This window comes from Microcoleus sp. MOSTC5 (genome assembly GCF_036701825.1).
In the GTDB taxonomy this organism is placed as follows: domain Bacteria; phylum Cyanobacteriota; class Cyanobacteriia; order Cyanobacteriales; family Microcoleaceae; genus Microcoleus; species Microcoleus asticus.
Genome location: NZ_JAUBRK010000017.1, coordinates 41110 through 65393, shown reverse-complemented (window position 1 = coordinate 65393; position 24284 = coordinate 41110). Strand labels below are relative to the sequence as shown.

Below are 24284 nucleotides of genomic sequence, written 5' to 3'. Positions count from 1 at the left end.
CTAAGTCTGTAGAGTGCGCGCCGCACACCCTACAGATTACAAATTATGCAGTTTCGTGTTGTTTGTGCCATGCGGGATGCCACAGCAATTCCGCAGTCGATCGCTTCTCGACCATTTCAGGAGTAATCATACAGTTAGCCACATCCTTGCGAGAAGGCAACTCGTACATGACATCCAGCATTAACTCCTCTAAAATGCTGCGGAGAGCTCTCGCGCCGGTTTTGCGGCGGTAGGCTTCTTGGGCGATCGCCCGCAGCGCTTCCGGCTGGAATTCCAATTCCACGCTGTCCATCTTCAACAGCTTTTGATACTGCTTCACCAGCGCATTCCGGGGCTCGGTCAATATCTGCATCAAAGCTGCTTCATCCAGCGGCGAAATCACCGTCACCACCGGAATCCGCCCGACAAACTCAGGAATCAAACCAAACTTGACTAAATCGTCAGGCTGTACCTGCTGCAAAATATCAGCAGCCCGCTTATCCTTAGCCGGCAAAGTTGAGTTGCTGTCGCTTTCTGTTGGCTGAATAAAGCCCAAGGATTTTTTACCCAAACGCTGTTCAACTATTTTTTCCAAACCGACAAAAGCACCGCCGCAAATAAATAGAATTTTGCTCGTGTCAACTTGAATAAAATCTTGGTAAGGATGTTTGCGGCCTCCTTGCGGGGGCACGTTAACCACTGTTCCTTCCAACATTTTTAGCAGCGCTTGCTGCACTCCTTCTCCTGATACATCCCTAGTAATCGAAGTATTTTCGCTTTTGCGAGCAATCTTGTCAATTTCATCAATATAAATAATGCCGCGCTGCGCCGATTCGACATCAAAATCCGACATTTGCAACAGCCGCAGCAAAATATTTTCTACATCGTCGCCGACATATCCAGCTTCTGTCAGCGTCGTCGCATCGGCTACCGCAAACGGGACTTCCAGCATTTGCGCCAAACTTTGCGCTAACAAAGTTTTGCCACAACCTGTCGGCCCGACTAGCAGGATGTTGGATTTTTGCAGTTCTACATCGCTGTCAGGAGAAGACTTGTCGCTATCTTTAGCTTGGTCAACGCTCAAGCGCTTGTAGTGGTTGTAAACTGCTACAGAAAGGACTTTTTTTGCTGAATGCTGGCCGATGACGTGGTTGTCTAAATGCTGCTTGATTTCTGTCGGTTTCGGAATTTGACCTAAAACAATTTTCGATTTATTCGATCGACCCGGACGCCGCGTTCCTTGTCCCTGAGACTCTCGCACCTCTGATTGGGGAATCTGTTGACCAATTGTTTTACTGGAGTCAAAGAACTCCTCCTCTAAAATTTCATTGCACAGTTCCACGCATTCATCGCAAATGTAGACCCCGGGCCCAGCTATTAACTTGCGGACGTACTCTTGCGACTTGCCGCAAAAGGAGCATCTCAGATGGGAGTCATATTTTGACATATTTGCCTCTTACTTTACGGTTGCGGTTGCTTGTTTCTACTGGAGAAGTTGCCGCGGGATCGACCTTAGCTCTGCCCTAGAAAGGTTTCCCGATCGGACACCCAAGCCAGTCAGTCGATTTTAGATTTTAGATTTTAGATTTTAGATTTACTCCACAGATGAATTTTGGAGCTGAACTATGGTCTAAAATTTGGGGCTCTGCACGACTTAAGTCGGGGGCTTGTCTCCGTTTTTTTGGCGGAGTCAAGCTTCGCGATCTCTATTTCTAAGTTAACACTTTTGAGGCCTTAGTCATTAGTCATTAGTCATTAGTCATTAGTCATTCGACCAAATTTTGATTTTTTAATTTTCACTTGAAGGTAAAGCAAGACTGGCTTACCATTTTTTGTATGCCAAAAATTTTCCCGACATAATTATTTTCACTCGATCGCCTTTTGGGTCTGCTTCTTTCTCGACATCCAATGTAAAGTCGATCGCGCTCATAATCCCGTCACCAAATTTTTCCTGTATCACTGCTTTGAGCGGCATCCCGTAAACCTGCATAATTTCATAGAAACGATAAATCAGAGGATCGACCGGAACCGAGGCCTCCAAAGAACCTTTTAACGGAGGTTCACAAAGAACCGCAGCCGTCTCGCCATCTAGTCCCAAAGCCGAGACAATTTTCTCTGCTTCATCTTCAGATGTGGTTGCTTGACGGTAAATAACCGCGGCAATCCAAACTTCGTCGCGCCCCAAAAGTTTTTCCAAATCAGCAAAACTAATTCCCTTAGCTTTTTTAGCAGCCAAAAGCTTTTCTGTAATTTGTGAAATTGCCATTAAATTTTCTCCTACTCACTGCTGGGTTAGATGTGAAATTTGTCTCACATTTTGGTAAATTTGTCAATACTAAATTGAGAAAAAGAACTGAATTGATAACTCGGAACTTCAGCAAAAGCTGGTTTCCTACAGCCCCACAACTCCTACAATTTTCGATTGAATAATTGAATCATTGAATCATTGGCAATGACTAATGACTACCAGGGTAGAGATCTCGTCAACAGTTGCATTCTTTTTTCCAACTGGTATCACAACTGATAAATCCCAAAATAACTCATAACTGCCCTGTGGCAATGCTACAGTTAGCAGTATATGTATTACAAGTTACACCAGCAAAGGCATTCGGCAAACGGCCGAATTCTTATCGTGCTAGCCTGAAGCTCAATCCTCGCTCCCGCACCCAAAGCCCCTTTACCGCTAACAACCCACAACCGAGAAAAGTATGGAGATTAAGACCAAAGATTACACGCTCAGCTACGATGGCGATACCCAAACAGTGACCTGCAGCGGCTCATTCCGACTCAGCCAGGTGGAAGAATACGCGCCGATCGTCGATCTGCTCAACGAAGTGGCTGAATCCTCGCCAAACACTGTTACTCTAGACTTGCGAAAGCTAGAATTTTTAAATAGTTCGGGAATTAATATTGTCTCAAAATTTATTATCAAAGTGCGCCAGCAAAAAAATATTCAAATCGCCATAAAAGGCTCTAAACAGATCCCCTGGCAGAAAAAATCCCTGAAGAACTTGCAACGGCTGATGCCTTCCTTGCACTTAGAATTGGAATAGTATAGAAAAAGGTAAAAAAGATGAACCCCAAGCTAAGTCCGGGAACCAGGATGAGGGTGGCTGAAGTTAATGGGAATAAGTCATAGTTAAGCTAGCACAAAACCGTAAAAAAATTCAAAATAAACTAAAAATTACCAATTTTCAATTGCTATGCAGGAAGAACCATCGACAGAACAGCTACTTTTTGACGTTCAGCGGCTGAGTGCAGAACTTGAAAACTTGAAGCGCGAAAAGACTGACCTAGAAATTATGCTGGAGACTACCACCGAACATTCGGATACGATGGAAGCTCACTTGCTGAGCAAAGCTGAGTTGGCACTGCGTTCAAGCGAAGAGCAGTTTCGGACGATCGCCTCGGCAACTCCCGTTCCGGTATTGGTTTCTCGCCTCTGTGACGGCTTAATTCTGTATGCAAACCCTCAATTGGCTTCTCTCCTGAACCTACCCCTAGAAAAATTGATCGGCAGCAGGACTCCCGACTTTTACTTCAACCCCAGCGATCGCCCAAAGGTACTTGAGGCAATTGCTAAAGACGGACACCTCCAAAACTACGAACTGCACTGCAAAAAGTCAGACGGCACCCCTTTCTGGGTGATGATCTCGGTTGAGCCGCTGCTGTTTAACGGTCAGCAGACGGCATTGTGCGCCTTGTACGACCTCACCCAGCGCAAAGAAGCAGAACAAACTCTCCAAGAGAGCGAAAAGCGGCTCCGCCGCCAGAGTTTGGCTTTGTTGCAGCTAGGTCGGCAGAGGACTCTCAACAGCGGTGCGCTGAATGTGGGAATTCGCGAAATTACTGAGGCTGCCGCCCGCACTTTGGATGTGGAAAAAGTCAGCGTCTGGCTTTACAACCCTGGAAGATTTGGAACTCGCTACCCGATCGATCCTCAGCTAAGTTTTACCGAGAGAGCGCTCGCCCACAACCAAACAGAATCAACCGATACAGAGACTGCCGCCCCAGAGGAAAACGAGTCGGTCAATCGTTCTAAAGTTACAATCCCCAACCTCAAATTAGTTTGTCTGGACTTGTACGATCGCACCCGCGAGAATCATTTGAGCCACCAGTCCATATCGGCAAGCGATTTAAAATTTTCAACTTTAGATGTTGAAGGCGACGCACCGGGCGAAAATGTGCGATCGGACAAACCTTTAGAACCTGTGCCAAAGACTCAAAACTCTCTAAAAACAAATTTCTCCCACTTATCTTCGGTAGCCGAACCTTCCGCTGTGCTGCCAGATGCCAGCAAGCCAAATTCATCCATCTTAAATGTAGCAATTAGGCTCGGCGGTCAGATCGTCGGTATCCTCTCTCTCGAACATATCGGCGCCCCCCGCCAGTGGGCTCTGGAGGAGCGCACATTCGCCGATTCTTTGGCAAATTTGGTAGCGCTGGCGATCGAAGGATTTGAGCGCCAGCGGGCTCAGGAAGCACTCTCCAAAGCCAAAGCGCAGCTAGAAATGACCGTCGATCAGCGTACCGCTCAACTCACCGCCGCCAATAAACTGCTCCGCATCGAAATTGCCGAGCGCAAAAGAACCGAAATAGCTTTGCAAGAAGCGTTACACAAAGCTGAAGCAGCTTCGAGAGCTAAAAGCACTTTTTTAGCCAATATGAGCCACGAGCTACGGACGCCGCTCAACGCGATTATCGGTTACAGCGAAATGCTACAAGAAGAAGCACTGGAATCGGGACTCGAAGAGATACTTCCGGATACCCAAAAAATTTATAACGCCGGCAAACACTTGCTGACTTTAATTAACGATATTCTCGACCTTTCTAAGATAGAAGCGGGTCGGATGGAGCTTTACTTAGAAAATTTTGACCTCGGCAATTTAATAGAAGAAGTCGTTGCAACTTTGCACCCTTTGGTCGAAAAAAATCACAATGAATTGCAAGTTTCTTGCTCTCCCAATTTGGGAGTGATGTATGCAGATTTAACAAAAGTCCGGCAAATTCTGTTCAATTTGCTCTCGAATGCCCTGAAGTTTACCGAAGGTGGAACCGTGCTGTTGAGCGCGAGTCGCGAATCAGCAGGCGGCAGCGATTCGGTTTATTTGCAGGTATCCGATACGGGGATTGGGATGTCGGCAGAACAGCAGCATGGTTTGTTTCAACCTTTTATTCAAGGGGATGCTTCGACTACTCGCAAGTACGGCGGCACCGGGTTAGGATTAGCCATTAGTCGGTTGTTTTGCCAGATGATGGGCGGCGATATCACTGTTGAGAGCCACTTTGGTGTTGGCTCTACTTTTACTGTTCAATTAAAGGCAAAAGTTAATATTACTTAGAATGAAGTTATAAAACGGATTGTGTACGGGATTTGACGTATTTAAGGAAAGGAAGAGATGGAATAATTTCCGATTACTAATTCCCTCATTATCAATTCGCCATTACCAATTACCAATTCCCTTTTTAATTGTGACACAGATCGCGATCGAAGTCTGTTGCCGATCACACAGTAACATTTTTTCCCAGCCTAGAATACCTGTATTATCCCCAAGTTGTCCCGCAGGCAGGATCTCGCGCCTCGCTGCATTCACAAGTCGCACCTCAACCTGATTAAGGGGGTGAGGGGTTGCTTGCAGAAAGGCAATTTGGTAAAAGTAATGCTATGGTCGGCAACCAGTAGAAGGCAAAAGTTAACACGAAATCAGGAATTATCAAAGGTCTCTGGGCACAGAAACACAATTCTGCTTTTTGCCTTCATACTGCTGTTTCTACTGGCGAGATAGCACTGCTGCTGAAAGCAGTGCGCAAGTTCTGAGAATCAAAGGAGTGCATCTACATGATTAAACCTTGCAGTCAACCGCTAAAAATAAATCCTTTCACTTGTTATCGCGATCCCGCTACAGGCAGGTGGACTACTGTAGTTACAAATGTTCAGAACGCTTGCGAAACAGACTCTAGTTTGACAGCAAAAGCCGAAGGCGAAAACGAAGGTAAAGCACAAAGGCTCGTTTCAGGTTCTCCTGCTGTCTCGCTGCCGAAAAAAGGCATTTCCTTCTCCTTGTATCCGTTTAAAAACCGTTCAAAAAAATCTGCTGTTACTCTCAGCAGGTAGGTATAGCAGGGGTCTAATCTAGTTTCCACGGTTAGTCCCCAGCGATCGCCAAACAAAAAAAACGAACTTATCCCTAGCTTAAATTGCCAAAAAACGATATACTGCGAGCAAACTTTCTCCTTCAACATCCGTGAAGTATTTGCTCGATCGCTGCGTCCAATTTGTATGGACAGACCGACCAATTCGCCAGCGGGGAACAGTCATCGTTACTATTCCCGTGATTTGTCTGTTTGCTTCGCTGATAACAATTGCAGGGCTCCGGGATAGCAGCCTACAGATAAGAAAGCGAGCAAATATTAATAAGGAAATACTTGAAGAAACTAACCGCTTGTTAACAATCGTGGTGGATGCAGAAACGGGCATTCGGGGTTACGGGTTGACAAAGCGCCGCGAATTTATATCACCCTACTTAGAAGCAAAGAAGAGTTTGCCTCTGCTGCTGGCTAAACTCGAGGTTATGGTTCGAGACAATCAACTGCAAGCTCAGCGATTTGCAGAAATTAAACAAAGTACCGAACAGCAAATAAATTTCTTGCAAAACACTTTGAATAAGCTCGACAGTTCGGCAACAAGGGTGCAGTCGCCGGAAACAATTCAGGTGTTCGTTCAAGGTAAATTGAAGATGGATCGACTGCGCGAAAAAATTAATGCGTTTGCTGATGCGCGCGAAGCCTACCAGAAATCTTTAGAGGGGCAAATACGGGAGTTGATAGATTGCATTAATTTCGTGCAATTAGCTGGTTTGGTTTTCGGCTGTTTGGGTGCAGGGGCTTCTTGGTATTTATTTGATAGTTTAGAAAAGGAACTGAGGAAGCGGCAAGCTGGCTTGGAAGAAAGTAAAAGTCGCATTCAAGCTGTGGTAGACAATGCGGCTGACGGTATTATTACTTTGGACGCACAGGGAAATATTGAGTCTTTTAATAGGGCAGCAGAAAAAATTTTTGGGGAGAAAGCCGATCGCATAATTGGCTCGAACCTGCGGCGGCTGATAGCTCAACCGGAGCCGGACAGCAGCGCGGGGGATTATTCGATCGAATATTTTGTGTTAAATCCCGATACTAAGCTGAAGACTTACCAGCAAGAAACAGTTGGACTTCGCAGCGACGGAACTAAGTTTCCGATGGAGTTGGCTGTCAGCGAAATGCGTCTGGCAAATCAACAGTTGTTTATTGCGATTTGCCGCGATGCCAGAAGAAGGAAAGAAGCTGAGGAAACTCTGCGCAAGCAAGCGCAAATGCTGGATTTGGCGAACGATACGATCGCGGTGCTCGACTTGAACGGCGCGATTTCTTATTGGAATTTGGGAGCGAAGTGGCTCTACGGGTGGCGGAAGTCGCAAGCAGTAGGAAAAAATATTCACGAGCTTTTGCAAACAGAATGGACGCAACCTTTTGAGGCAATTCAAAAAGTGTTTTTCGAGCGGGGTTCTTGGCAAGGGGAACTGGTACGCACCAAGGCAGACGGCACAAAAATAACGGTGGCTAGCCGGTGGACTTTGCAGCGCGACGATCGAGATAAACCAGTGGCTATTTTGGAAATCAGCAACGATATTAGCGATCGCAAGCGCTCAGAAATTGCTTTAGCCCAAAGCGCGCAGCGGTTTCGCGCTACTTTTGAGCAGGCGGCAGTCGGCATGGCCCAAAAGACTGTGGAAGGCAAATTTCTGTTAGTCAATCAAAAACTTTGCGAGATTTTGGGCTACACCCGCCAAGAATTGATGGAAAAAAGATTTCAGGAGATTACTTGGCCGGAGGATTTGGCAAGCGAACTGGAAATTTTGCGCCAATTGTTAGCAGGAGAAGTTGAACATTATGGTATGGAAAAGCGCTACGTCCGCAAAGATGGAGAGTTGGTATGGGCAAACTTAACGGTTTCGGTGCTGCGAGAACAAGATGGCAGTCCATTTCTGATGGGTGTGGTAGAAGATATTAGGGAACGCAAACAAGCTGAGGAATCGTTGCGGTTGCGCGCTGAAGAATTGACTTGGACGGCGCAGATGCTGGCTAAAACGACGAATGTTTTGAGAAAGCGGAATCAAGAATTAGACCAGTTTGCTTATGTAGTTTCTCACGATTTGAAAGCGCCGCTGAGGGCGATCGCAAATCTCAGCAGTTGGATAGAAGAAGACCTCAGCGAGTCGATGACAGAGGATACTCTGCACCAAATGAACCTGCTGCGCGGCAGAGTTCACCGCATGGAAGGTTTGATTGAGGGACTGCTGCAATATTCCCGCGTCGGACGCATTCAAGTGTCTTCAGAAAATGTACAAGTTGAAAAGTTATTAGCAGAAATTATTGATTCGTTGGCACCGCCGCCTGGATTTGAGATTAAAATTGCACCGGGAATGCCAACTTTTGTGACCGAAAAATTGCCGTTACAGCAGGTTTTTTCTAATTTAATTAGCAACGCCATCAAGCACAATCGATGTGAATCGGGTAACGTAAAAATATCGGTTAAAGAGTTAGATGATTTTTACGAGTTTTCTGTAGAGGATGACGGGCCCGGGATTGCTCCTGAATATCACGATAAAGTTTTTGTAATTTTTCAGACCTTGGAAGCTCGGGATAAAGTTGAAAATACTGGCATTGGTTTGTCGCTGGTGAAGAAAATTGTCGAAGGTCAAGGGGGTACTATTTCCCTAGAATCTGCCGAAGGTCAAGGAGCAACTTTTCGGTTTACTTGGCCGAAGCAATCTATTAGCAAAGACGGAAAATAAAACTACTCAAAACCTCGGGTGCGCGCGGAGCACCCCGATCGAAATAGTAAATGTATGGTGCGCACGGCTCACCGCCAGCCCGATAGCGACTGTTTAAACTGCATCACAACGGATTTCAATGATAAATCCATCAGGATCGTAAAAGTAAATGCCGCGTCCTGTAGCGCGAGTGACGGGGCCGCTGTCGATCGCAATTTGATTTGACTTTAGCACTTCCAGAGCGCGATCGAACAAATCCGGCTCGATATCGAAGGCTAAGTGGTTGGCGCGAGTAAAAGCCTTCTCCGGGTCAGGGTTTGGCGGTTCCAAGTCTGGCTGCCAAAATAGGTCAATCACAGTGCCGTCTGGGGTGACGAAATTAGCGACTTTACCAGCGGCTACCATTTCTGTTAAAGTTGCGGGGATTTCTGCACCTGTGAGTTCGTGCAAACCGAGAATTGTACCGTAGAAGTAGCGGGAAGCTTTCATGTCGCGCACGTTTAAAGCGATATGGTGAACGCGCCGCAAGTTCCCCGGCGCCAGGACAATTTTGACGGTATTTTCGGTAGTTTGCATGATAGTCAATTGCGAATGTGTTAAAATTGAATGCTGTTATATTTATTCAGATCGTGTCCGGGAAAATAACCGTTTTAAGTTGGTAGTTAGGACTTCATTCCTCTGATTTCTATGAGGACTTCACTCCTCACTACAAACACTTTTATTAAGGGCGTGCGATCGGACATAATATCAATTCTGGTTATTTTTCTTTAGGGAACGATGCCATGCCTACAAATAGCATTGCCAACCCGCCTGCAAGAATTGCGAAGGCAAGTAAACCCACAACTAAATCTAATCCCGATGTATTTTCCATTAAATTAAACCGTTCTCCAATTCAATCCCATCATGGGTATTTGTTAATTGCTGAGTGCTTCCAAACAATGGGGAAGAGAAGAAAAAAAGAAGCTCTCAACTTAGAAAAGAAGCATCTTAAGTTCTTCCCTCTTCCCTAAACATCCATCCGTTAAATCCGTTAAATCCTATAGACTGCTTCGTCGCCTAACTTCTTATTTTGCCAATTCTCGATCGATCGCAGCGATCAATTCTGGCGAATCTGGGCCCACGCTGCTGCGGAATCTGGCAACCACTTCACCCTCTTTGCTAACTAAGAATTTCTCAAAATTCCAGGAAACCTCACCCTTGGGTTCGACTGCACTCGTAAGCTTGGCGTACAGCGGATGCTGCTGACTGCCGATCGCGCGTACTTTGTCAAATAATTCAAAGCTGACACCGTATTTTGTAGTACAGAAATTGACTATTTCTGAATTACTTCCGGGTTCTTGAGCTCCGAAGTCGTTGCAGGGAAATCCTAAAACGCGGAGTCCAGCCGCGCCGTACTTCTGGCTCAATTCTTCGAGTCCTTTGTATTGAGGTGTATAGCCACATTGGGAAGCTACGTTAACTATCAAGAGTACCTTGCCAGCGTACTCTCCTAGCTGCTTGTCTGCGCCTGCGATCGTTTTTACTTGAATATCGGAGATTGTGCTGGGCATTTTCAAATACTTTTAAATTTGACCAGCATAATTTTACCGCAATTGGGTACAATTTTGTCTAGATGCCGATCGCTAAAAATTTAAATATCCCGACCGGACCGAGTTTACGGATCTCGGGCTTAATATTATAGATATTGGTGAACCCGCCCCTACCAAAATAACGGTTAATTTACCGAACACGATCTTAGTAGATGCGGGAAAAATTTGTCCGCAGAAACGATCGCCACAATCCGCTATGAGATTTAAGTTTCTCGCTAATAGCTAAAATCCACACCGAAAAGGACGAATAGTTTAACTCTCTGAGTGGTGTTCCGTCATCCATTTTTGGTAAGTATCCTCAAGTTGCTTGTCTTCCAGAACGAGTTCTAGGCGGACTTTGACGCAACCGTGGCGGGGTTGAGAGGCGATCGAATTTAAGATTTTGCTAGCTTTCTGCACAGAGGTAAATTCAGCCTTAACTGTCGGTTCCTGGCGATCGCTCTTAATCTCCGTCAAATCTATACCGGTGATGCTTCCCTCGCCCAAATCTATTTCTGCCAACACCTTCGGATCGTCGCCGACTTGTTCGACAATCAGCTTTTCCCACTGGATAGGCACTTGTACCATCCGAGTTTCAATTTCTTTGCGCACGATGACTTCGCCGACTTTGCGCTTGCTGCGATTGATCACCAATCGTTCTTCTAGCAGGCGAATTACTTCTCGATCGACAATATCCAAGTTTTCCTCATCCTCAGCGGTCTCCACATTTTCATCTGTGCGATCATCGGCATCTGTTAGATTCGACATAACTGTTGAGGGATTCGTTAACTCGCTGTTGTTAAATTCATTATGCGATTCTGAGGCATTTTCTAAAGACTCGCGTCCGCCATTTGCCGATGCAGGCTGCAGCAGATCGACTTGATCCGAATTAATACTTACAAACAGCGCTTTTTGGTGATAATCTACTTTTTTTAGCAGCTTAATACTTAGTAAAAAAGTGCGCGTATTTTCGCTGCCTAGCCCTGCCACCACAAAGTTCAACTGACCGTTAGGATCAAAATAGACATCTTTAACTTTGCCTACCAAGTGACCTTGGTTGTCTTTGACTGTAAAACTTTTTAGCTTAGTTCTGACTTTTTCCGGAACCCGGTTGAGACGGGCAATTGATTTTGCAGTTGCTATCTTTTCTGCTGAGGCTTGACCGTTCATTTTTTAAAATTTCCTGAAACTTTTCTGCTTGGGGATTTCTCTTAGGAATTGATCGAGGCGGGAAAAGTGCATAAAGTTTGCCAAAACCAGACAATTTTTGTACTTCACCCGCCCCGTTCTATAGGAATTGCGCGATGCCACAAATCTCACCTGCGCAGTGCCAGAATTATGTGATTCATGCGCAATTCCTATGCAATACCTGTTGCGGTTGGTTTAGATATCTTTATTATCTACAACCGCAGTTCCGTCGCTCTTAACGTCTAATTCTTCACGACGCAAGGTTTCTTCGCCCTCAACCGTGCTGCGAACCACTTCTTTTCTGACGTTGACTTCTTCCCGCACGAAAGCTTCCTTGTGAATGTCGGCGGTTTCTTCGTAAACTTCCATGCGTGCAACTTCCCCTGATTGGAAGTCAGCGTCACCGACTGAAACTACTCGACCCGCTTCTACGGGCGTTACTCGCTCGATTACCACTCGTTCTTTTTCAATGGGTACTGAAGCTCGCGCTGTTTCAGTTTCTACGCGCTTGCCAACTGCTACTTCGCCTGTCTTTGCGCGGTGTTTGTTAGCAATCAAGCGTTCTTCATAAAGCTTGAGATTTTGGTGCTGCTGTTCGTTGGTTTCGTAGAGGGGGCGGTCGATATCGTAGCTGTAGCTGCTGCGATCGTAGCTAGCAGGAGTTGCAGTGCTTGCAGCGGTAGTATCTTGATTGCGGTAAACGCCTCTTACCTGTTCTTCGCGATCGTAATCTACTGCTTCTAATTCATTGTAAGCCGGCAATTGTTCTGCTTGAGCTTTGCTCCGAAGGCCTGTTGCGTACACGCGACGGGCTCCGTAGTCGAAGCGAGCAGAGCCGATTGGCAGCAATACTTTTTTGCCAAAAATCCAAATACCGGTATCAATTACCAGATAGCGGAAACGACCCGTGTCATCAACCAAAGCGTCATAAACGGTGCCTACTTTTTCATCAGAGTCGCCAGCATAAACATCAAATCCCTTGATGTCGTCTCCCGCAAAGATTTCTTCCTGATAATTAGGATAAAATTCTGCTAATCTTTGAAGTGCCATGTTTTTTTTCCTCTTTGCTCTACTTAAATTAATAGTAGAAATTAATTCGTTCAGTTCCCTCTCCCTAAAGTCAGAAGTGTATAATTTAGTGCCTTTAATACTATAGGAATACTACGGCATCTCTTTTTCTGTGCTAGCGCGCTCAGCTATTTTAAAGATTGTAAATTCCTCTAGATGCAAATAGTGGCTGTTGGCAAACTCAGCATTACACGAGTTTACATTAATTTACATTAAACAGGACTGACGCAGAAAACAGGTTTCTTATACCAATTCTGACAAGTAGTGCTACATATAGATGGTGCGCGAGCATCTGTAGGAACATAGCAATGGGGTGTCCTTATCGCGAGCTGCTACTGTTAATAATTGTTAAGTAGATGGTTACAAATGAACATTACATAGTGAGCTACAAAAATCAAAGCCCCTCATCTTGCAGGAGAGGGGCTTCGGGAAAGCTAGAAATTTGAAGTTCAGAGGTGATTTAGTTGAGTTCTGATAGTTTCTATCCTTTTGCGGTTAACTCCTAAATCTGACTCTCCCAGACGCGAAGCCGATCGCACGTGGATGACTTTTGCTGCATCATCTACCAAAAATTCAACGTCATCAACAAACCCCATCAAAGCACTGGTGAACTCCGCATATAGGTAATTATCCGTTGCCGTGATAATTTTAGTTTTTCCCAAAGACTCGATCGCCCCTTTGAGCTTGGCCATCGCTTCAGCAGGGGACGAAGTGTATGCCAAAGGCTCAATTTTGTGTTCCGCATCTTGACTGAAGCTGCTGACGCAGTTGGGGGAACTCGGGCACGCTGCAAGTTTTCCTGACACAATCCCGATATTGGCAGGTCTTTTTCCAGCAAACATTGTTTTTTCTCCGGGTATAGCGATAAAAGTAGCGATCGACAGTACCGCTACTGCTAGCAATGACATTAAAATAACTAAGACTCTTTTCAATGCTGTCGGCGATTTTGTTTCAACTGTTTGCAAAGGATTAGCCCTCCTGAAAGTGCAAATTTAATTTAATTTAGATATTAATTGAAATTAACCTCTAAAAATCACAAAAATTTACTTTGTGCTTCAATCAACCAGTAAGTCAGGATTCTTCCTTTACCTTTAACCGGGATATGACCCCGTTCTTCAAAAACAAACTGCTCTTTCAAACGCTCGTAAGTCTGCACCGTCACTTGAATTTTACCAGGCAATCCGTTCGACTCCATCCGCGAAGCAACATTAACAGTATCCCCCCATAAATCATAGCTAAATTTGCTAATCCCAATAATTCCCGCCACCACCGAACCGCTGTGAATTCCGATCCGCAATTGAAAATTTTCTCCCATTTTGACATTAAACCTCCTCAAAGCTGCCTGCATCTCCAAAGCTAAAAGTGCGATCGCCTCAGAGTGATCTTCCCGCGGCGTCGGCAAACCCCCAACCACCATATAAGCATCCCCAATAGTCTTAATCTTTTCCAACCCGTGCAACTCCGACAACCGATCGAATTCCGAGAAAATTCCGTTCAAAATTTCTACCAACTGGGTCGGACTTTTGTGAGAAGAAAACTCTGTAAAACCCACCAAATCAGCAAACAATACGCTCACCTCATCAAAATGATCTGCTATCAACTTTCGCTCTTTTTGCAAGCGCTCGGCAATAGGTTTCGGTAAAATATTCAGCAGCAATTTCTCTGTTTGCTCTTGCTGCAATTTCAGCGCTGCCTCAGCTTGTTTCCGCTGAATCAGCGAACCGAGCTGCGTAGCAACCGCGCTCACTAATTCCAACAACCGCGGCTGACCTTTCAGAACTTTCTCGCGATAAAAAATCAAAATAGCTAACACTTGGTTGTCCGCCAAAATCGGCACTCCAAAAGCCGCTTTTAATCCCACATTCACCGCGATTTCCGATCGCAAAAAAACTTGTTCCGGTGCAGTAGAAACATCCTCGATCCATTCACACTGCTGCGACTGCCAAATCCTCCCCGGGAGTCCCACACCGGGAGCAAAAATTAACTGCCAACTTTTTTGTCGGAATTCGGCAAAACTCAAGTCGCTGATGTACCTGCCTGTAGCGCATTTTAAAAAGCCGTCACTGCAAGGAATCCAAGCTTCGCCCAGATTCCATTCAATAGTTTGGCAAATTAAACCTAAAATCACATCTATAGCAGACTCAAAATCCTCAGATTTGCTAATAGCTTGAGTAGCCTTCAGCAGCAATCTCGTTTCCATTTCAACCTGGCGGCGCTCAGCGATTTCCTGGTGCAACTGGAAGTTTTGATCGGTCAATTTTTGATTTTTTTCTTGCAATTGCATTTGCAATAAACGCACAGTAAGTTGATTGCTCACTCGCGCCAATACTTCTTTCACCTGAAAAGGTTTTGTGATATAATCTGCTCCGCCGACTTCAAAAGCTTTTGCCTTATTTATTCCTTCTTCTAGCGCGCTGAGAAAAATGATCGGAATTTCCCTATATTGCGGGTCTGATTTCAGTTTTTGACAGAGTTCGTAGCCGTCAATATCCGGCATCATAATATCTAGTAAAATCAAATCTGGTGCGCTAGATTCAATCGCATCTAGGGCAGAAAAACCATTAGTAACAGGTCGAACTTTATAGCCGTTTTTTTGCAGAATTCTAATCAACAAACGCAGATTATCTGGCGTATCGTCAACTACTAAAATATCTGCTTGATAGTTTTCAGTTTGTTCCGCCTCGATCTGCATTATCTGATTCCTCCGTCTCGGTAATTACATTGAAAATTTTCTGGTAATCAAAATTATCGAGATGACCCTGGAGGATTTCGGCAAATTCAGGATGAGCATCCCTTATTCCCTCGATTGTCCTGGAAATTAAGTCAAAATCAGCACTGCGGATTACCTGCTTAATGTTGTTTATCCATTCTGCGGGAAGTTTGGGCAAACAAGCAAGCTCAGCATTAGAGGGGGAAGCAGATAGATTATTTCGATCGCCTGTTGAGATAAAGTCCGTTGAGTTAGAGTAGACATACTTCACCCCCAAATGCTTGTTGAGGGTATCAAATATATCTTTTTTGCAGAAAGGTTTGCTAATAAAATCGTCGCAGCCGACCAATAAAGCAAACGATCGCCTTCCTTCAATTGTACTAGCTGTCAAAGCAATAATCTTGGGAATTGGGGATTCAGGATCGGAAATATTCATTTCCCCATTTTTTTGCTGCTCTTGCTCTCTCTGCTGTATACTCGCCTTAATTTTTTTAGTAGCTTCGTAGCCGTCCATCACTGGCATTCGCACATCCATCAAAATTAAGTGCGGGTGCCAATTTTCCCACATTTCTATTGCTTCGCGGCCGTTGGTTGCTTGTTGCAGCCCGAAACCCAAGGGAGAAAGCATTTTGACTAAAAGTTGGCGGTTGTCTTCGCGATCGTCCACAATTAAAATCCGGTAGCACGGTTGATTAGGTTCCAACCCAGTAACTTCGCGGTTAATTTGCAGGGCTGGAATATCAGCATCATAAACCGCATCGACTGGAATTTCAAATTTAAAAGTAGTGCCGAGTTCCAGTTGACTCTCTACGACGATTTCTCCTCCCATCAGGCGGACAAATTGACGGCTTATATTTAATCCTAAACCCGTGCCTTTATGATTTTTTTGACCGGAAGCTGTTTGCACAAATGCCTTAAAAATATTGTCCAGTTCTTCCGGAGCAATGCCAACTCCTGTATCTTCTATTTTAAACTGAAGGAAAAAACCCGGAACTGTTAAATCCTCAGCCTCTTCCTTCAAATCAACTGTTTCAAAATTACTGCGAGTTCTCGAAAAATCCCGAATACTTATTGTGGTGTCAAAGCAAGCTATGGGAGTTTCTAATAAATTAATAAATTCCGAATTCTCTAACTTTGTAACTTTTAAAATAATTTCGCCTGATTGCGTAAAATGAATCGCATTACTGAGAAGATTAATCAGCACTTGCCGCAGTTTAGTATCATCGGTTCGTACGTACTGGGGAACGTCAGGAGCGCGCTGGAAAAGCAACTGCAATTCTTGATTTTGGGCCCGCAGTTGAAACATATCTTGCAAATCGTCAAGCAAGCGGTAGAGATCGAAAATTTTCGGGTCGATCGTCATCCGCCCCGCTTCGATTTTTGACAAGTCTAAGACTTCATTAATCAAGGTCAGCAAGTGTTCGCCACTACGGCGAATAATTCTCATATTTTCTCGGTTTTCCAGAGTAAGATTCGGGCTGGGCTCCATGATTTGCGCAAAGCCGAGTATGGAATTGAGAGGGGTGCGCAACTCGTGGCTCATATTGGCAAGAAACGTGCTTTTAGCTGTGTTTGCTGCTTCAGCAGCTAATGCGGCTTGTTGCAGTTGTTCTGTGCGTTCGTCAATTTGAGCTTCTAAGGTGCGCTGGTAATCTGCTAGTATTTTTTCGGCTTGTTTGCGATCGCTAATATCTTGAAAAGCTGCGATCGCATAAGCAACATTTCCGCTAGCGTCAAAAATCGGCGTGGTATTGATCTCGATCGCAATTATTTTTCCATCTTGACGGATTTCTACATCGTCAACCTTGACAAATTCTCCTTTCAGTGCGCGCAAAATTGGCAGATTATCCGGCGGGTAAAGCTCATCAGTATTGGCAACATAAAGTTGATAAGTTGCAGCTAATTGTTCCGCAGTGCTTTCCGAGATAGTGTCTGCACCCAGCAATTCCCCCGCTGTCTGGTTGAAATAGGCGATCGAGCCATCGGGATTATAAACAGATACCCCCACGGGCAAAGCTTCTAAAAATTGCCTCAGGCGGCTTTCACTCGCAGACAGGGCCTCATTTACTAGCTTTAACTCCTCGTTTACTTCTTGCCGTTTCAGGATTTCATCTGTTAACTTTTGGTCTTGCAAGTAACTGTGAACTGCTTCTACTACCGTTAATTTTAAGTCCTCATTTTGCCAAGGTTTAGGGATATAACGGTACAATTTAGCATACTTGATAGCATTGCTCAAAGCTTCCAAATCAGCTTGCCCGGTCAGCATAATCGTCAGCGTCTCCGGCGAGTTTTCGTGGATTTTTCGCAGCAGTTCGTCCCCTTTAATATCCGGCATGATATAATCGGAAAGCACCAAAGCAATCTCGTATTCATCCGCCTGCAAATCTGCGAGCAACTCTAAAGCATCAGCGCCCCCTTCAGCCGTTTCAATAATACACCGATCGCCGATCGCCTTTTTTAGTTCAATCTTTAAACTGTTCAAAACATCAGGTTCATCATCAATACAAACAATCACAGGTTTTTTCATAACTTAGCCAGCCCAGATTTTATAATCTTTATTAAGTCTTTGCTTTGCCACGGCTTGTACAAACAACAGTATAAATCGGCTTCTTCTACTGCCCGCTGAAGTGCCGCTGCATCAGCTTGTCCCGTCAACATCACCTTAATAATTTTAGGATATTTTTGGTGAACTTTAATTAAAAGTTCGTCACCTTTGATTCCGGGCATCAGCCAATCAGAAACAACCACAATTACCTGAGCTTCTTCTTGAAAATCCTCAAGTAAATCTAAAGCTTCATCACCGCTTTCCGCTAATTCATAAAAGTAATCATTTTTAAATTCATTTTTTAGCTGCATCTTGAGAGTATTCAAGATATCTGGTTCATCGTCAACGCAAAGAATTACAGGCTTATTCATCTTTTCCTCTCTGCTTTAATTTTAGTGGTTTACCGACATGACTTGCTTCTACATTATTGATTTCTGACGAGGATGCACGAGATATGTCCCCTATCTTATACCATTTGAGATTTGAGATTTGAGGTTTGAGATGCGGAACGACTAATTTCATAAGGGTTGGGAACTTGCCTAGAGTTACATTTTTTTAAAAGTGGTATTATTTTAATAGGACTTCCGAACAGAAACTCGGTTTATCGCCCTAAATCTTGTCTTTGTCAGGGAGACAGCAACGAGTTTCACCGGGAATCAGACCCCTACAGATAATTTTTGTTTAATAGATAGGCAGCGATACTGTAAAAGTTGTCTGCCCCGGTACAGAAGCTACAGCAATTGTGCCTTCGTGTTTTTCAACAATTTTTCTCACAATATCCAATCCCAAACCGCTACCTTCGCCCGCAGATTTAGTCGTAAAAAATGGCTGAAAAACTTTGGGAATAACTTCTGGGGGAATGCCTTTGCCGTTATCAGTAAATTTGAGGAAAATATTTGCCTCTTCCTGCTGAGTTTCAATTGTCAAAATACCTTTATAATCCATTGCTTGCAGGGCATTGTGAACGAGATTGGTCCAAACTTGATTTAAGTCATCTGGATAGCACATAATTTTGGGTAAATCTCCATAATTTTTAACTACTTCTATACCGTGTTTAAGTTGATTTTGATAAAGCGTTAACACAGTTTCAATGCCGTCGTGCAAGTTCGCCTGGACTTTTTCTTGTTTGCTATCGAAATGAGCGTAGGTTTTCAAGGCAAATACTACTTTGCCAGACTTCGCTGTCGCTCTTTGGATCAAGCTAATACTTTTTTTAAAGCTAGCAAACTGGTAAGCAGTATTTAAAACTACTTCCCAATCCGGCAATTTAAAAAGTGGCAACAAGTTTTCTATGTTTTCGTAGATTTCCATGTCAACTAAAGTATCGGCAATGTCTTCCGGGTTTTCAACAGATTCTGCCATCAGAACCCCCGTCAACTTCTGCTTGAATTTCCGCTTCTCTTTGCTGGTAAATAAAGTTTCTTGATGGGTAGATCTATACAGCAAAGTTAAAAAATAAGCTTGGCTTTCTTCAGAAAGGTTTTGAAAAATTTGAGGCATTTTTTCTAAAAACTCGTCTCCAAAATTAGCTATATTATTAATAGACGAACCTATAATGCCCAGTGGAGTATTGATTTCATGGGCAATGCCGGCAATCAGTTGTCCCAGGGCTGCCATTTTTTCCGACTGAACCAAATGCTCTTGGGTGGCTTGCAGTTGGTGGATCGCAGTTGCTAAATCTTGATTTTTTTCTTGCAAAGTTTGTTGCAGCGAACAAATTTTTAAATGAGTTTCTATTCGCGCTAAAACTTCTTCAACCTGAAACGGTTTAGTAATAAAGTCTACTCCGCCAACGCCAAAAGCTTTAACTTTATCCATCACGTCGTTAATTGCACTGATGAAAATCACCGGAACGTCTTTTGTGACTTCAGAATCTTTGAGCTGCTGACAAACTTCATAACCGTCCATCTCCGGCATCATAATATCCAGCAGCACTATATCAGGGGGTATTTTTTGGGCTGCAGACAATGCTAGCTTGCCGTTGGGAACCGGGCGAACTTGATAGCCTTTTTCGCTCAAAATTCCTGTCAGCAGCCGCAGGTTTTCTGGAGTGTCGTCCACTACTAAAATATTAGCTCGATTGGTGTTCGGTAAAGTAGAAGTCATCGGGTATTTACTGGTTCTCACTGATATCGATTATGTTCAGAATTCTGTCATATTCAAAATTATTAATGCAATCTTGAAGCGTGTCCGCAAGAGAGGAGTTGACAGTGCGGATTTGTGCGATCGAACTGGCGATCGCGTCCATGTCCACACTCAAAATATTCTGCTTGAATTGGGCTATCCAGTCTGGAGAAAGAGAGGCAAAAGCCTCCGGTGTCAGCACCTCCTGACTTGACTCCCCTATACTTGCCCCACTGACTACGCTTGGATCTTCATAAATATAGCGTACTCCTAAATGTTTTCCCATTGCCACAAAAATATCCTCCTCTCGGAATGGTTTCCGCATAAAATCATCGCAACCAGCCGAAAGAATCACCGCCCGTTCTTCCTCCAAAACGCTAGCAGTCAAGGCAACAATCGCCGTTGCTTGCCCGCCAGTTGTAGTTTTAATTTGTTTCGTTGCCTCGTAGCCATCCATCACGGGCATTCTCATGTCCATCCAAATCAGATGCGGTTCCCACTCCATAAAAATATCCACCGCTTCTTTACCGTTATTAGCTTCTCTTAACTCAAACCCTAGTGGACTGAGAAGTTTTACCAACAGTTGGCGGTTCAAAGGTTTGTCGTCCACAATTAGCAAGCGATAACTTGGCTGATTCGGTTCGAGGGCAACCACTCGACGTTGAGTTTTTTTGCTTTCAATATCACCAGCTTCAACCAGATGAACTTGGATATCAAACTGAAATACTGCACCCTTTCCGAGGTTGCTGGCAACAGTAATTTCACCTCCCATTAATTGCACGAACTGGCGGCTAATCGCTAAACCTAAACCCGTTCCTTCCTGAGAATCTTTACCTGTTTTTGTCTGCACGAATGCTTCAAACAACTGATGGATTTCATCAGGAGCAATGCCTGCACCGGTATCTTGAACTTCAAAATGTAGCGAGTAGCGATCGGGCAATCGATCGCGGCTATTTTGGTCTACACCCCGCCTTCCTCCTTTGATTTGCACCGAGACTCCGCCTTGTGAAGTGAATTTAATTGCATTGTTGAGCAAATTAATTAAGACTTGGCGCAATTTCACTTCATCGGTACAAATGTAATGGGGTACTTCCGCGCCTCGCTCGAACACTAATTGCAAGCCTTTTTCCTCAGATTTGAGAGCAAACATATCTTCTAAATCGTCGAGCAGCCTGTACAAATCGAAGTTTTTTTCATAGAGAGTAGTGCGTCCAGCTTCGATTTTTGACAAATCTAAAACTTGGTTAATTAAAGCCAGCAAATGTTCGCCGCTGCGCAGGATAATTGCGACATCTTCTTGATTTTCAGGAGATAGAGTTTTACTGCGCATCATGACTTGAGCAAAGCCGATGACCGCGTTCAAGGGCGATCGCAATTCGTGGCTCATATTGGCGAGAAACGTACTCTTAGCTTTGTTTGCTGCTTCCGCCGCTTCTTTCGCCTGCTGCATTTTGATTTCCGCTTGTTTGTTATCAGTAATGTCTTTAATAAAACCTTCGTAGTAAAGTAAATTTCCTGCTTCATCGCAGACAGCGCGACAATTTTCGGAAATCCAGATTATGCTGCCATCTTTGCGGTAAATTTCCGATTCAAAGTTTGATAGTATCCCGTACTCGTCGATCAGCGCTGTAAATTCGTCGCGGCGGTTGGGCTTCACGTAAAGCTGGTTCTTGAAATTGGGCTGTGCTGCTATTAATTCTGCGGGCGATTCGTAACCGTAAAGCTGAGCTAAGCCGGGGTTAGCACTGATGTATTTCCCGTCACTAGCAGTTTGAAAAATTCCATTCAAAGCATTTTCATAAATGTTGCGGTACTTTTCTTCTGCTTCCCGGAGGGCAGTTTCTGCTTGTTGGCGATCGGTAATATCGCTAGAAATCGACAAAAAACAAGCTTCTCCGTCAATATCGATGGTTTCTATCGACAGCAGCGCCGTCCTTTCTGTACCCTTTCTATTGCGAAACCTCAGTTCGTAATTGTGAATTGCCGTCTTGTCTTTTAACATTTGAATCATGCGATCGCGCTCTCCCAAACTCGCCCAGAAATTGAGCTGCACCGCTGTTTTACCGATAATTTCTTCCTGACTGTAGCCCATCATCCGGCAAAAACTTTCATTAACTTCTAGGTGGCAGCCATCACAGATTCTCGTGATCGTAATCGCATTCGGACTAGAACGAAAAGCTTTAGAAAATTTTTCTTTTGCTTTGGCAAGATCGGCGGTGCGTTCTGCAACTTGCACTGCTAAATTGTGGTTGTATTCCCTTAATACTTTCTCCGCTAGTTTGCGTTTTGTAATATCTTGAAAAGCGCACATTCCATAAATAATATTTCCTTGAGCGTCGTAAATAGGAGTTCCCCAAATTTGCAGGGGAACAGTTTTGTTATTGGAGGAGATTTCAATGTCATCAACAGTGACACTTTTGCCCTGCAAAGCATTTAAAATAGGGTCGCGTTCCGCCGGGTAAATTTCCTGAGTTCCAGCTAAATAAACTCGGTATAATTGGCGCAAGCTTTCGGCATCTGCTGGCACAATTCCTTGAGATAAAAGTTTCTCTCCTGTAGGGTTAATGTAGTGAGGTTGACCGTTTGGCTCTGCAATAAAAATGCCTAGCGGTACTGCATCGAGAAATTGTTTGACTCGGCTTTCGCTTTCCGATAGGGAAGTAAATGAATGCTGCAATTGCTCTGCCATGCTGTTAAAAGCAGCAGCAAGTTCTCCGAGTTCATCTTCGCGACTCAGAGTGAGCTTTGTATCCCATTCATTCCGCGCCAAAGCTTTCGCCGCCGCATTCAATTTTAAAATCGGCTGAACTACCCATTTAGCAGTAAAAATTCCCAGAATTGCCGCCCCAATCAAAGCTGCAACCGACAACAAAAAAGTCGTGCGCGTGTTGAGGTTAATTTGCTCCATAAAATCGGACTCGGGTACAACTACTACAATCAGCCAATCCAACCCTCGCTCGTCTTTAAAAGGAGCTACCTGAATAAAATTTTTCTTGCCGTCAACATCAAAACTAAGCTGTTGAGAATTAGAAATTTTAGCTAAGTTCTCGTAGGATTTCTCTAAATACTGTGCGGTTTGGCGAATTACCGGATTCTCGCTTTTTGAAGCTTTGATGCGTCTTGTTTCTTTACCTTCCACCACGAATTCTTGACTCGCCGTTGAAGTGGCGATTAACATCCCCGATCGCTCCATCACAAAAGTTTGCCCCGACTTGCCAATTTTGAGGTTGACGAGAAATTCTTTGATTCGGGAAAACAGCAAATCGCTGCCAGCTACTCCTAACAGTTTGCCAGCGTCATCGTAGATAGGCAAAGCAGCAGTAATTGCCAGTTCCCTAGTCAAAAAATCTGTATAAATTTGACTCCAAATAGGTTTTTTTGCCGCTACTGCTGCTATGTACCAAGGGCGAACTCGCGGGTCGTAAATATCGGGTGAAATTTCCACTAATTGAACGCGCTTTCCCTGAGAGTCAGCAGTATATCGAGCTAATTTATTGCCAGTAGAGCTGTCAGCAGCCGATATCAAAGTCCGATCTTTAGTGCGGATTGCTCCCGAGTGGTCTCCATTTTCTGTGGCTGTGTAAATGATGCTGATCGAATCAAAATATTGAATTTGTTCGAGGAAATGAAGTTCTAGTTTTTGTTTGTCTTCTAGGCTCAACTGCCCCACTTTTATACCTTGAACGTTCAGGTGATTGACTATGTGGGGAATTGACATATAATTTTCAATACGGTCTTTGATGCGATCGCTAATTTCTCCCCGCAACTGAGCGGCAACATCGTTGACCGCCCGCTGACCGTTTTGGAACGACAGCCAACCTACAACTCCTACGATGCCGACAATTTGCACTAAAAAAGGAACTACTAGCACAGTTTGTAATGGAACTTTGCCGATAATTCTGGTAACAAAGCGATTGAGCGGTGTAGGAAACATATTCATTCTATGCAATTATCAAGTGAGTGAGGTACAGATTTGTAATCGTAATTTGTAATTAGTAATTGGTAATTGATAAGTGTTAAAATGCGAGGTTTATTTGTTTGGAGTGCGTGACCTCAGAAACCCGGTTTATTTCTGCTGGATTTCTCGTTATTTAACCAGAATTTTTTCGTAGAAACCGGGTTCATCGCCCAAGTTTATTAGGCTTATTGCATAAATTTTTTGTATTGAAAAATAAAGCGCAGATCCAACGCAGATGCAACGCAGAGGCATTTCAAGATAGGAGAGCGCATACCTGCAATTCAAGTCTATTGTGGTTGTTCGAGCGGACATGATAAAGCGCTTCCCTGAAAAG

17 protein-coding genes are annotated in these 24284 nt (G+C 44.2%); 5 read left to right on the top strand and 12 right to left on the bottom strand.

Annotated elements, in window-relative coordinates:
- Positions 1-43: 43 nt before the first annotated feature.
- Together clpX and cynS are read right to left on the bottom strand one after the other, a co-directional pair.
- Positions 44-1426 (bottom strand): ATP-dependent protease ATP-binding subunit ClpX, encoded by a 1383-nt coding sequence (gene clpX, locus QUA54_RS11595; RefSeq protein WP_333186910.1) that lies wholly within the window; start codon positions 1424-1426, stop codon positions 44-46.
- Between the two features lie 375 nt (positions 1427-1801).
- Positions 1802-2245, bottom strand: coding sequence for a cyanase (gene cynS / locus QUA54_RS11590; RefSeq protein WP_172185231.1), 444 nt, complete (start codon positions 2243-2245; stop codon positions 1802-1804).
- 442 nt (positions 2246-2687) lie between these two features.
- Here cynS and QUA54_RS11585 point away from each other — a divergent pair, with 442 nt between their 5' ends.
- The 4 genes from QUA54_RS11585 (at position 2688) to QUA54_RS11570 (ending at position 8810) form a co-directional block, all read left to right on the top strand.
- Positions 2688-3032: a slr1659 superfamily regulator gene (locus tag QUA54_RS11585; RefSeq protein WP_333186913.1), complete on the top strand. Its 345-nt coding sequence runs from the start codon at positions 2688-2690 to the stop codon at positions 3030-3032.
- Positions 3033-3182: 150 nt separating this feature from the next.
- On the top strand, positions 3183-5321 hold the full coding sequence (locus QUA54_RS11580; protein WP_333414752.1) for an ATP-binding protein: 2139 nt from the start codon (positions 3183-3185) through the stop codon (positions 5319-5321).
- A 497-nt stretch (positions 5322-5818) separates the two neighbouring features.
- Positions 5819-6094, top strand: a complete 276-nt coding sequence (locus QUA54_RS11575) for a hypothetical protein (RefSeq protein ID WP_333414751.1) — start codon at positions 5819-5821, stop codon at positions 6092-6094.
- A 130-nt stretch (positions 6095-6224) separates the two neighbouring features.
- Complete coding sequence (locus QUA54_RS11570; protein WP_333414750.1) at positions 6225-8810, top strand: PAS domain S-box protein; 2586 nt, start codon at positions 6225-6227, stop codon at positions 8808-8810.
- A 93-nt stretch (positions 8811-8903) separates the two neighbouring features.
- Here QUA54_RS11570 and QUA54_RS11565 read toward each other — a convergent pair whose 3' ends face one another.
- The gene (locus QUA54_RS11565) at positions 8904-9365 is read right to left on the bottom strand and encodes a VOC family protein (RefSeq protein ID WP_333196896.1); all 462 of its coding nucleotides are present in this window, start codon (positions 9363-9365) and stop codon (positions 8904-8906) included.
- A 206-nt stretch (positions 9366-9571) separates the two neighbouring features.
- Between QUA54_RS11565 and QUA54_RS11560 the strand changes: the two genes are divergently transcribed.
- Positions 9572-9799, top strand: coding sequence for a hypothetical protein (locus tag QUA54_RS11560; RefSeq protein WP_333414749.1), 228 nt, complete (start codon positions 9572-9574; stop codon positions 9797-9799).
- A gap of 54 nt (positions 9800-9853) precedes the next feature.
- On the opposite strand, the gene QUA54_RS11555 is transcribed toward QUA54_RS11560, so the two are convergent.
- From QUA54_RS11555 to QUA54_RS11515, 9 genes are all read right to left on the bottom strand, one after another.
- Entirely contained in the window at positions 9854-10339 is a 486-nt protein-coding gene (locus QUA54_RS11555) for a glutathione peroxidase (RefSeq protein ID WP_333196892.1), read from the bottom strand.
- Between the two features lie 291 nt (positions 10340-10630).
- Positions 10631-11527 carry a PRC-barrel domain-containing protein gene (locus QUA54_RS11550; protein WP_333414748.1) on the bottom strand — a complete coding sequence of 299 codons (897 nt, stop codon included), beginning with the start codon at positions 11525-11527 and terminating at the stop codon, positions 10631-10633.
- A gap of 213 nt (positions 11528-11740) precedes the next feature.
- A complete protein-coding gene (locus QUA54_RS11545) occupies positions 11741-12595 on the bottom strand; it encodes a DUF2382 domain-containing protein (RefSeq protein WP_333414747.1) in 855 nt (284 codons plus the stop codon).
- Between the two features lie 467 nt (positions 12596-13062).
- The gene (locus QUA54_RS11540) at positions 13063-13578 is read right to left on the bottom strand and encodes a DUF1499 domain-containing protein (RefSeq protein WP_333414746.1); all 516 of its coding nucleotides are present in this window, start codon (positions 13576-13578) and stop codon (positions 13063-13065) included.
- 68 nt (positions 13579-13646) lie between these two features.
- Positions 13647-15305, bottom strand: a complete 1659-nt coding sequence (locus QUA54_RS11535) for an adenylate/guanylate cyclase domain-containing protein (protein ID WP_333414745.1) — start codon at positions 15303-15305, stop codon at positions 13647-13649.
- Complete coding sequence (locus QUA54_RS11530) at positions 15280-17850, bottom strand: response regulator (protein WP_333414744.1); 2571 nt, start codon at positions 17848-17850, stop codon at positions 15280-15282. Before QUA54_RS11530 ends, QUA54_RS11535 begins: the two co-directional genes overlap by 26 nt.
- Complete coding sequence (locus QUA54_RS11525; RefSeq protein WP_333414743.1) at positions 17847-18239, bottom strand: response regulator; 393 nt, start codon at positions 18237-18239, stop codon at positions 17847-17849. Before QUA54_RS11525 ends, QUA54_RS11530 begins: the two co-directional genes overlap by 4 nt.
- A 310-nt stretch (positions 18240-18549) precedes the next feature.
- The gene (locus QUA54_RS11520) at positions 18550-19974 is read right to left on the bottom strand and encodes a response regulator (protein WP_333414742.1); all 1425 of its coding nucleotides are present in this window, start codon (positions 19972-19974) and stop codon (positions 18550-18552) included.
- Between the two features lie 7 nt (positions 19975-19981).
- Positions 19982-23926, bottom strand: a complete 3945-nt coding sequence (locus QUA54_RS11515; RefSeq protein WP_333414741.1) for a PAS domain S-box protein — start codon at positions 23924-23926, stop codon at positions 19982-19984.
- Between the last annotated feature and the right edge of the window lie 358 nt (positions 23927-24284).

Bases quoted from the DNA above. Each gene is read 5' to 3' on its own strand.
- QUA54_RS11580 (WP_333414752.1), top strand. From the start codon at position 3,183: ATGCAGGAAGAACCATCGACAGAACAGCTACTTTTTGACGTTCAGCGG.
- QUA54_RS11550 (WP_333414748.1), bottom strand. From the start codon at position 11,527: ATGAACGGTCAAGCCTCAGCAGAAAAGATAGCAACTGCAAAATCAATT.
- QUA54_RS11520 (WP_333414742.1), bottom strand. From the start codon at position 19,974: ATGACTTCTACTTTACCGAACACCAATCGAGCTAATATTTTAGTAGTG.
- QUA54_RS11565 (WP_333196896.1), bottom strand. From the start codon at position 9,365: ATGCAAACTACCGAAAATACCGTCAAAATTGTCCTGGCGCCGGGGAAC.
- QUA54_RS11560 (WP_333414749.1), top strand. From the start codon at position 9,572: ATGCCTACAAATAGCATTGCCAACCCGCCTGCAAGAATTGCGAAGGCA.
- QUA54_RS11585 (WP_333186913.1), top strand. From the start codon at position 2,688: ATGGAGATTAAGACCAAAGATTACACGCTCAGCTACGATGGCGATACC.
- QUA54_RS11545 (WP_333414747.1), bottom strand. From the start codon at position 12,595: ATGGCACTTCAAAGATTAGCAGAATTTTATCCTAATTATCAGGAAGAA.
- cynS (WP_172185231.1), bottom strand. From the start codon at position 2,245: ATGGCAATTTCACAAATTACAGAAAAGCTTTTGGCTGCTAAAAAAGCT.
- QUA54_RS11535 (WP_333414745.1), bottom strand. From the start codon at position 15,305: ATGCAGATCGAGGCGGAACAAACTGAAAACTATCAAGCAGATATTTTA.
- QUA54_RS11575 (WP_333414751.1), top strand. From the start codon at position 5,819: ATGATTAAACCTTGCAGTCAACCGCTAAAAATAAATCCTTTCACTTGT.
- QUA54_RS11530 (WP_333414744.1), bottom strand. From the start codon at position 17,850: ATGAAAAAACCTGTGATTGTTTGTATTGATGATGAACCTGATGTTTTG.
- QUA54_RS11515 (WP_333414741.1), bottom strand. From the start codon at position 23,926: ATGTTTCCTACACCGCTCAATCGCTTTGTTACCAGAATTATCGGCAAA.
- QUA54_RS11555 (WP_333196892.1), bottom strand. From the start codon at position 10,339: ATGCCCAGCACAATCTCCGATATTCAAGTAAAAACGATCGCAGGCGCA.
- clpX (WP_333186910.1), bottom strand. From the start codon at position 1,426: ATGTCAAAATATGACTCCCATCTGAGATGCTCCTTTTGCGGCAAGTCG.
- QUA54_RS11525 (WP_333414743.1), bottom strand. From the start codon at position 18,239: ATGAATAAGCCTGTAATTCTTTGCGTTGACGATGAACCAGATATCTTG.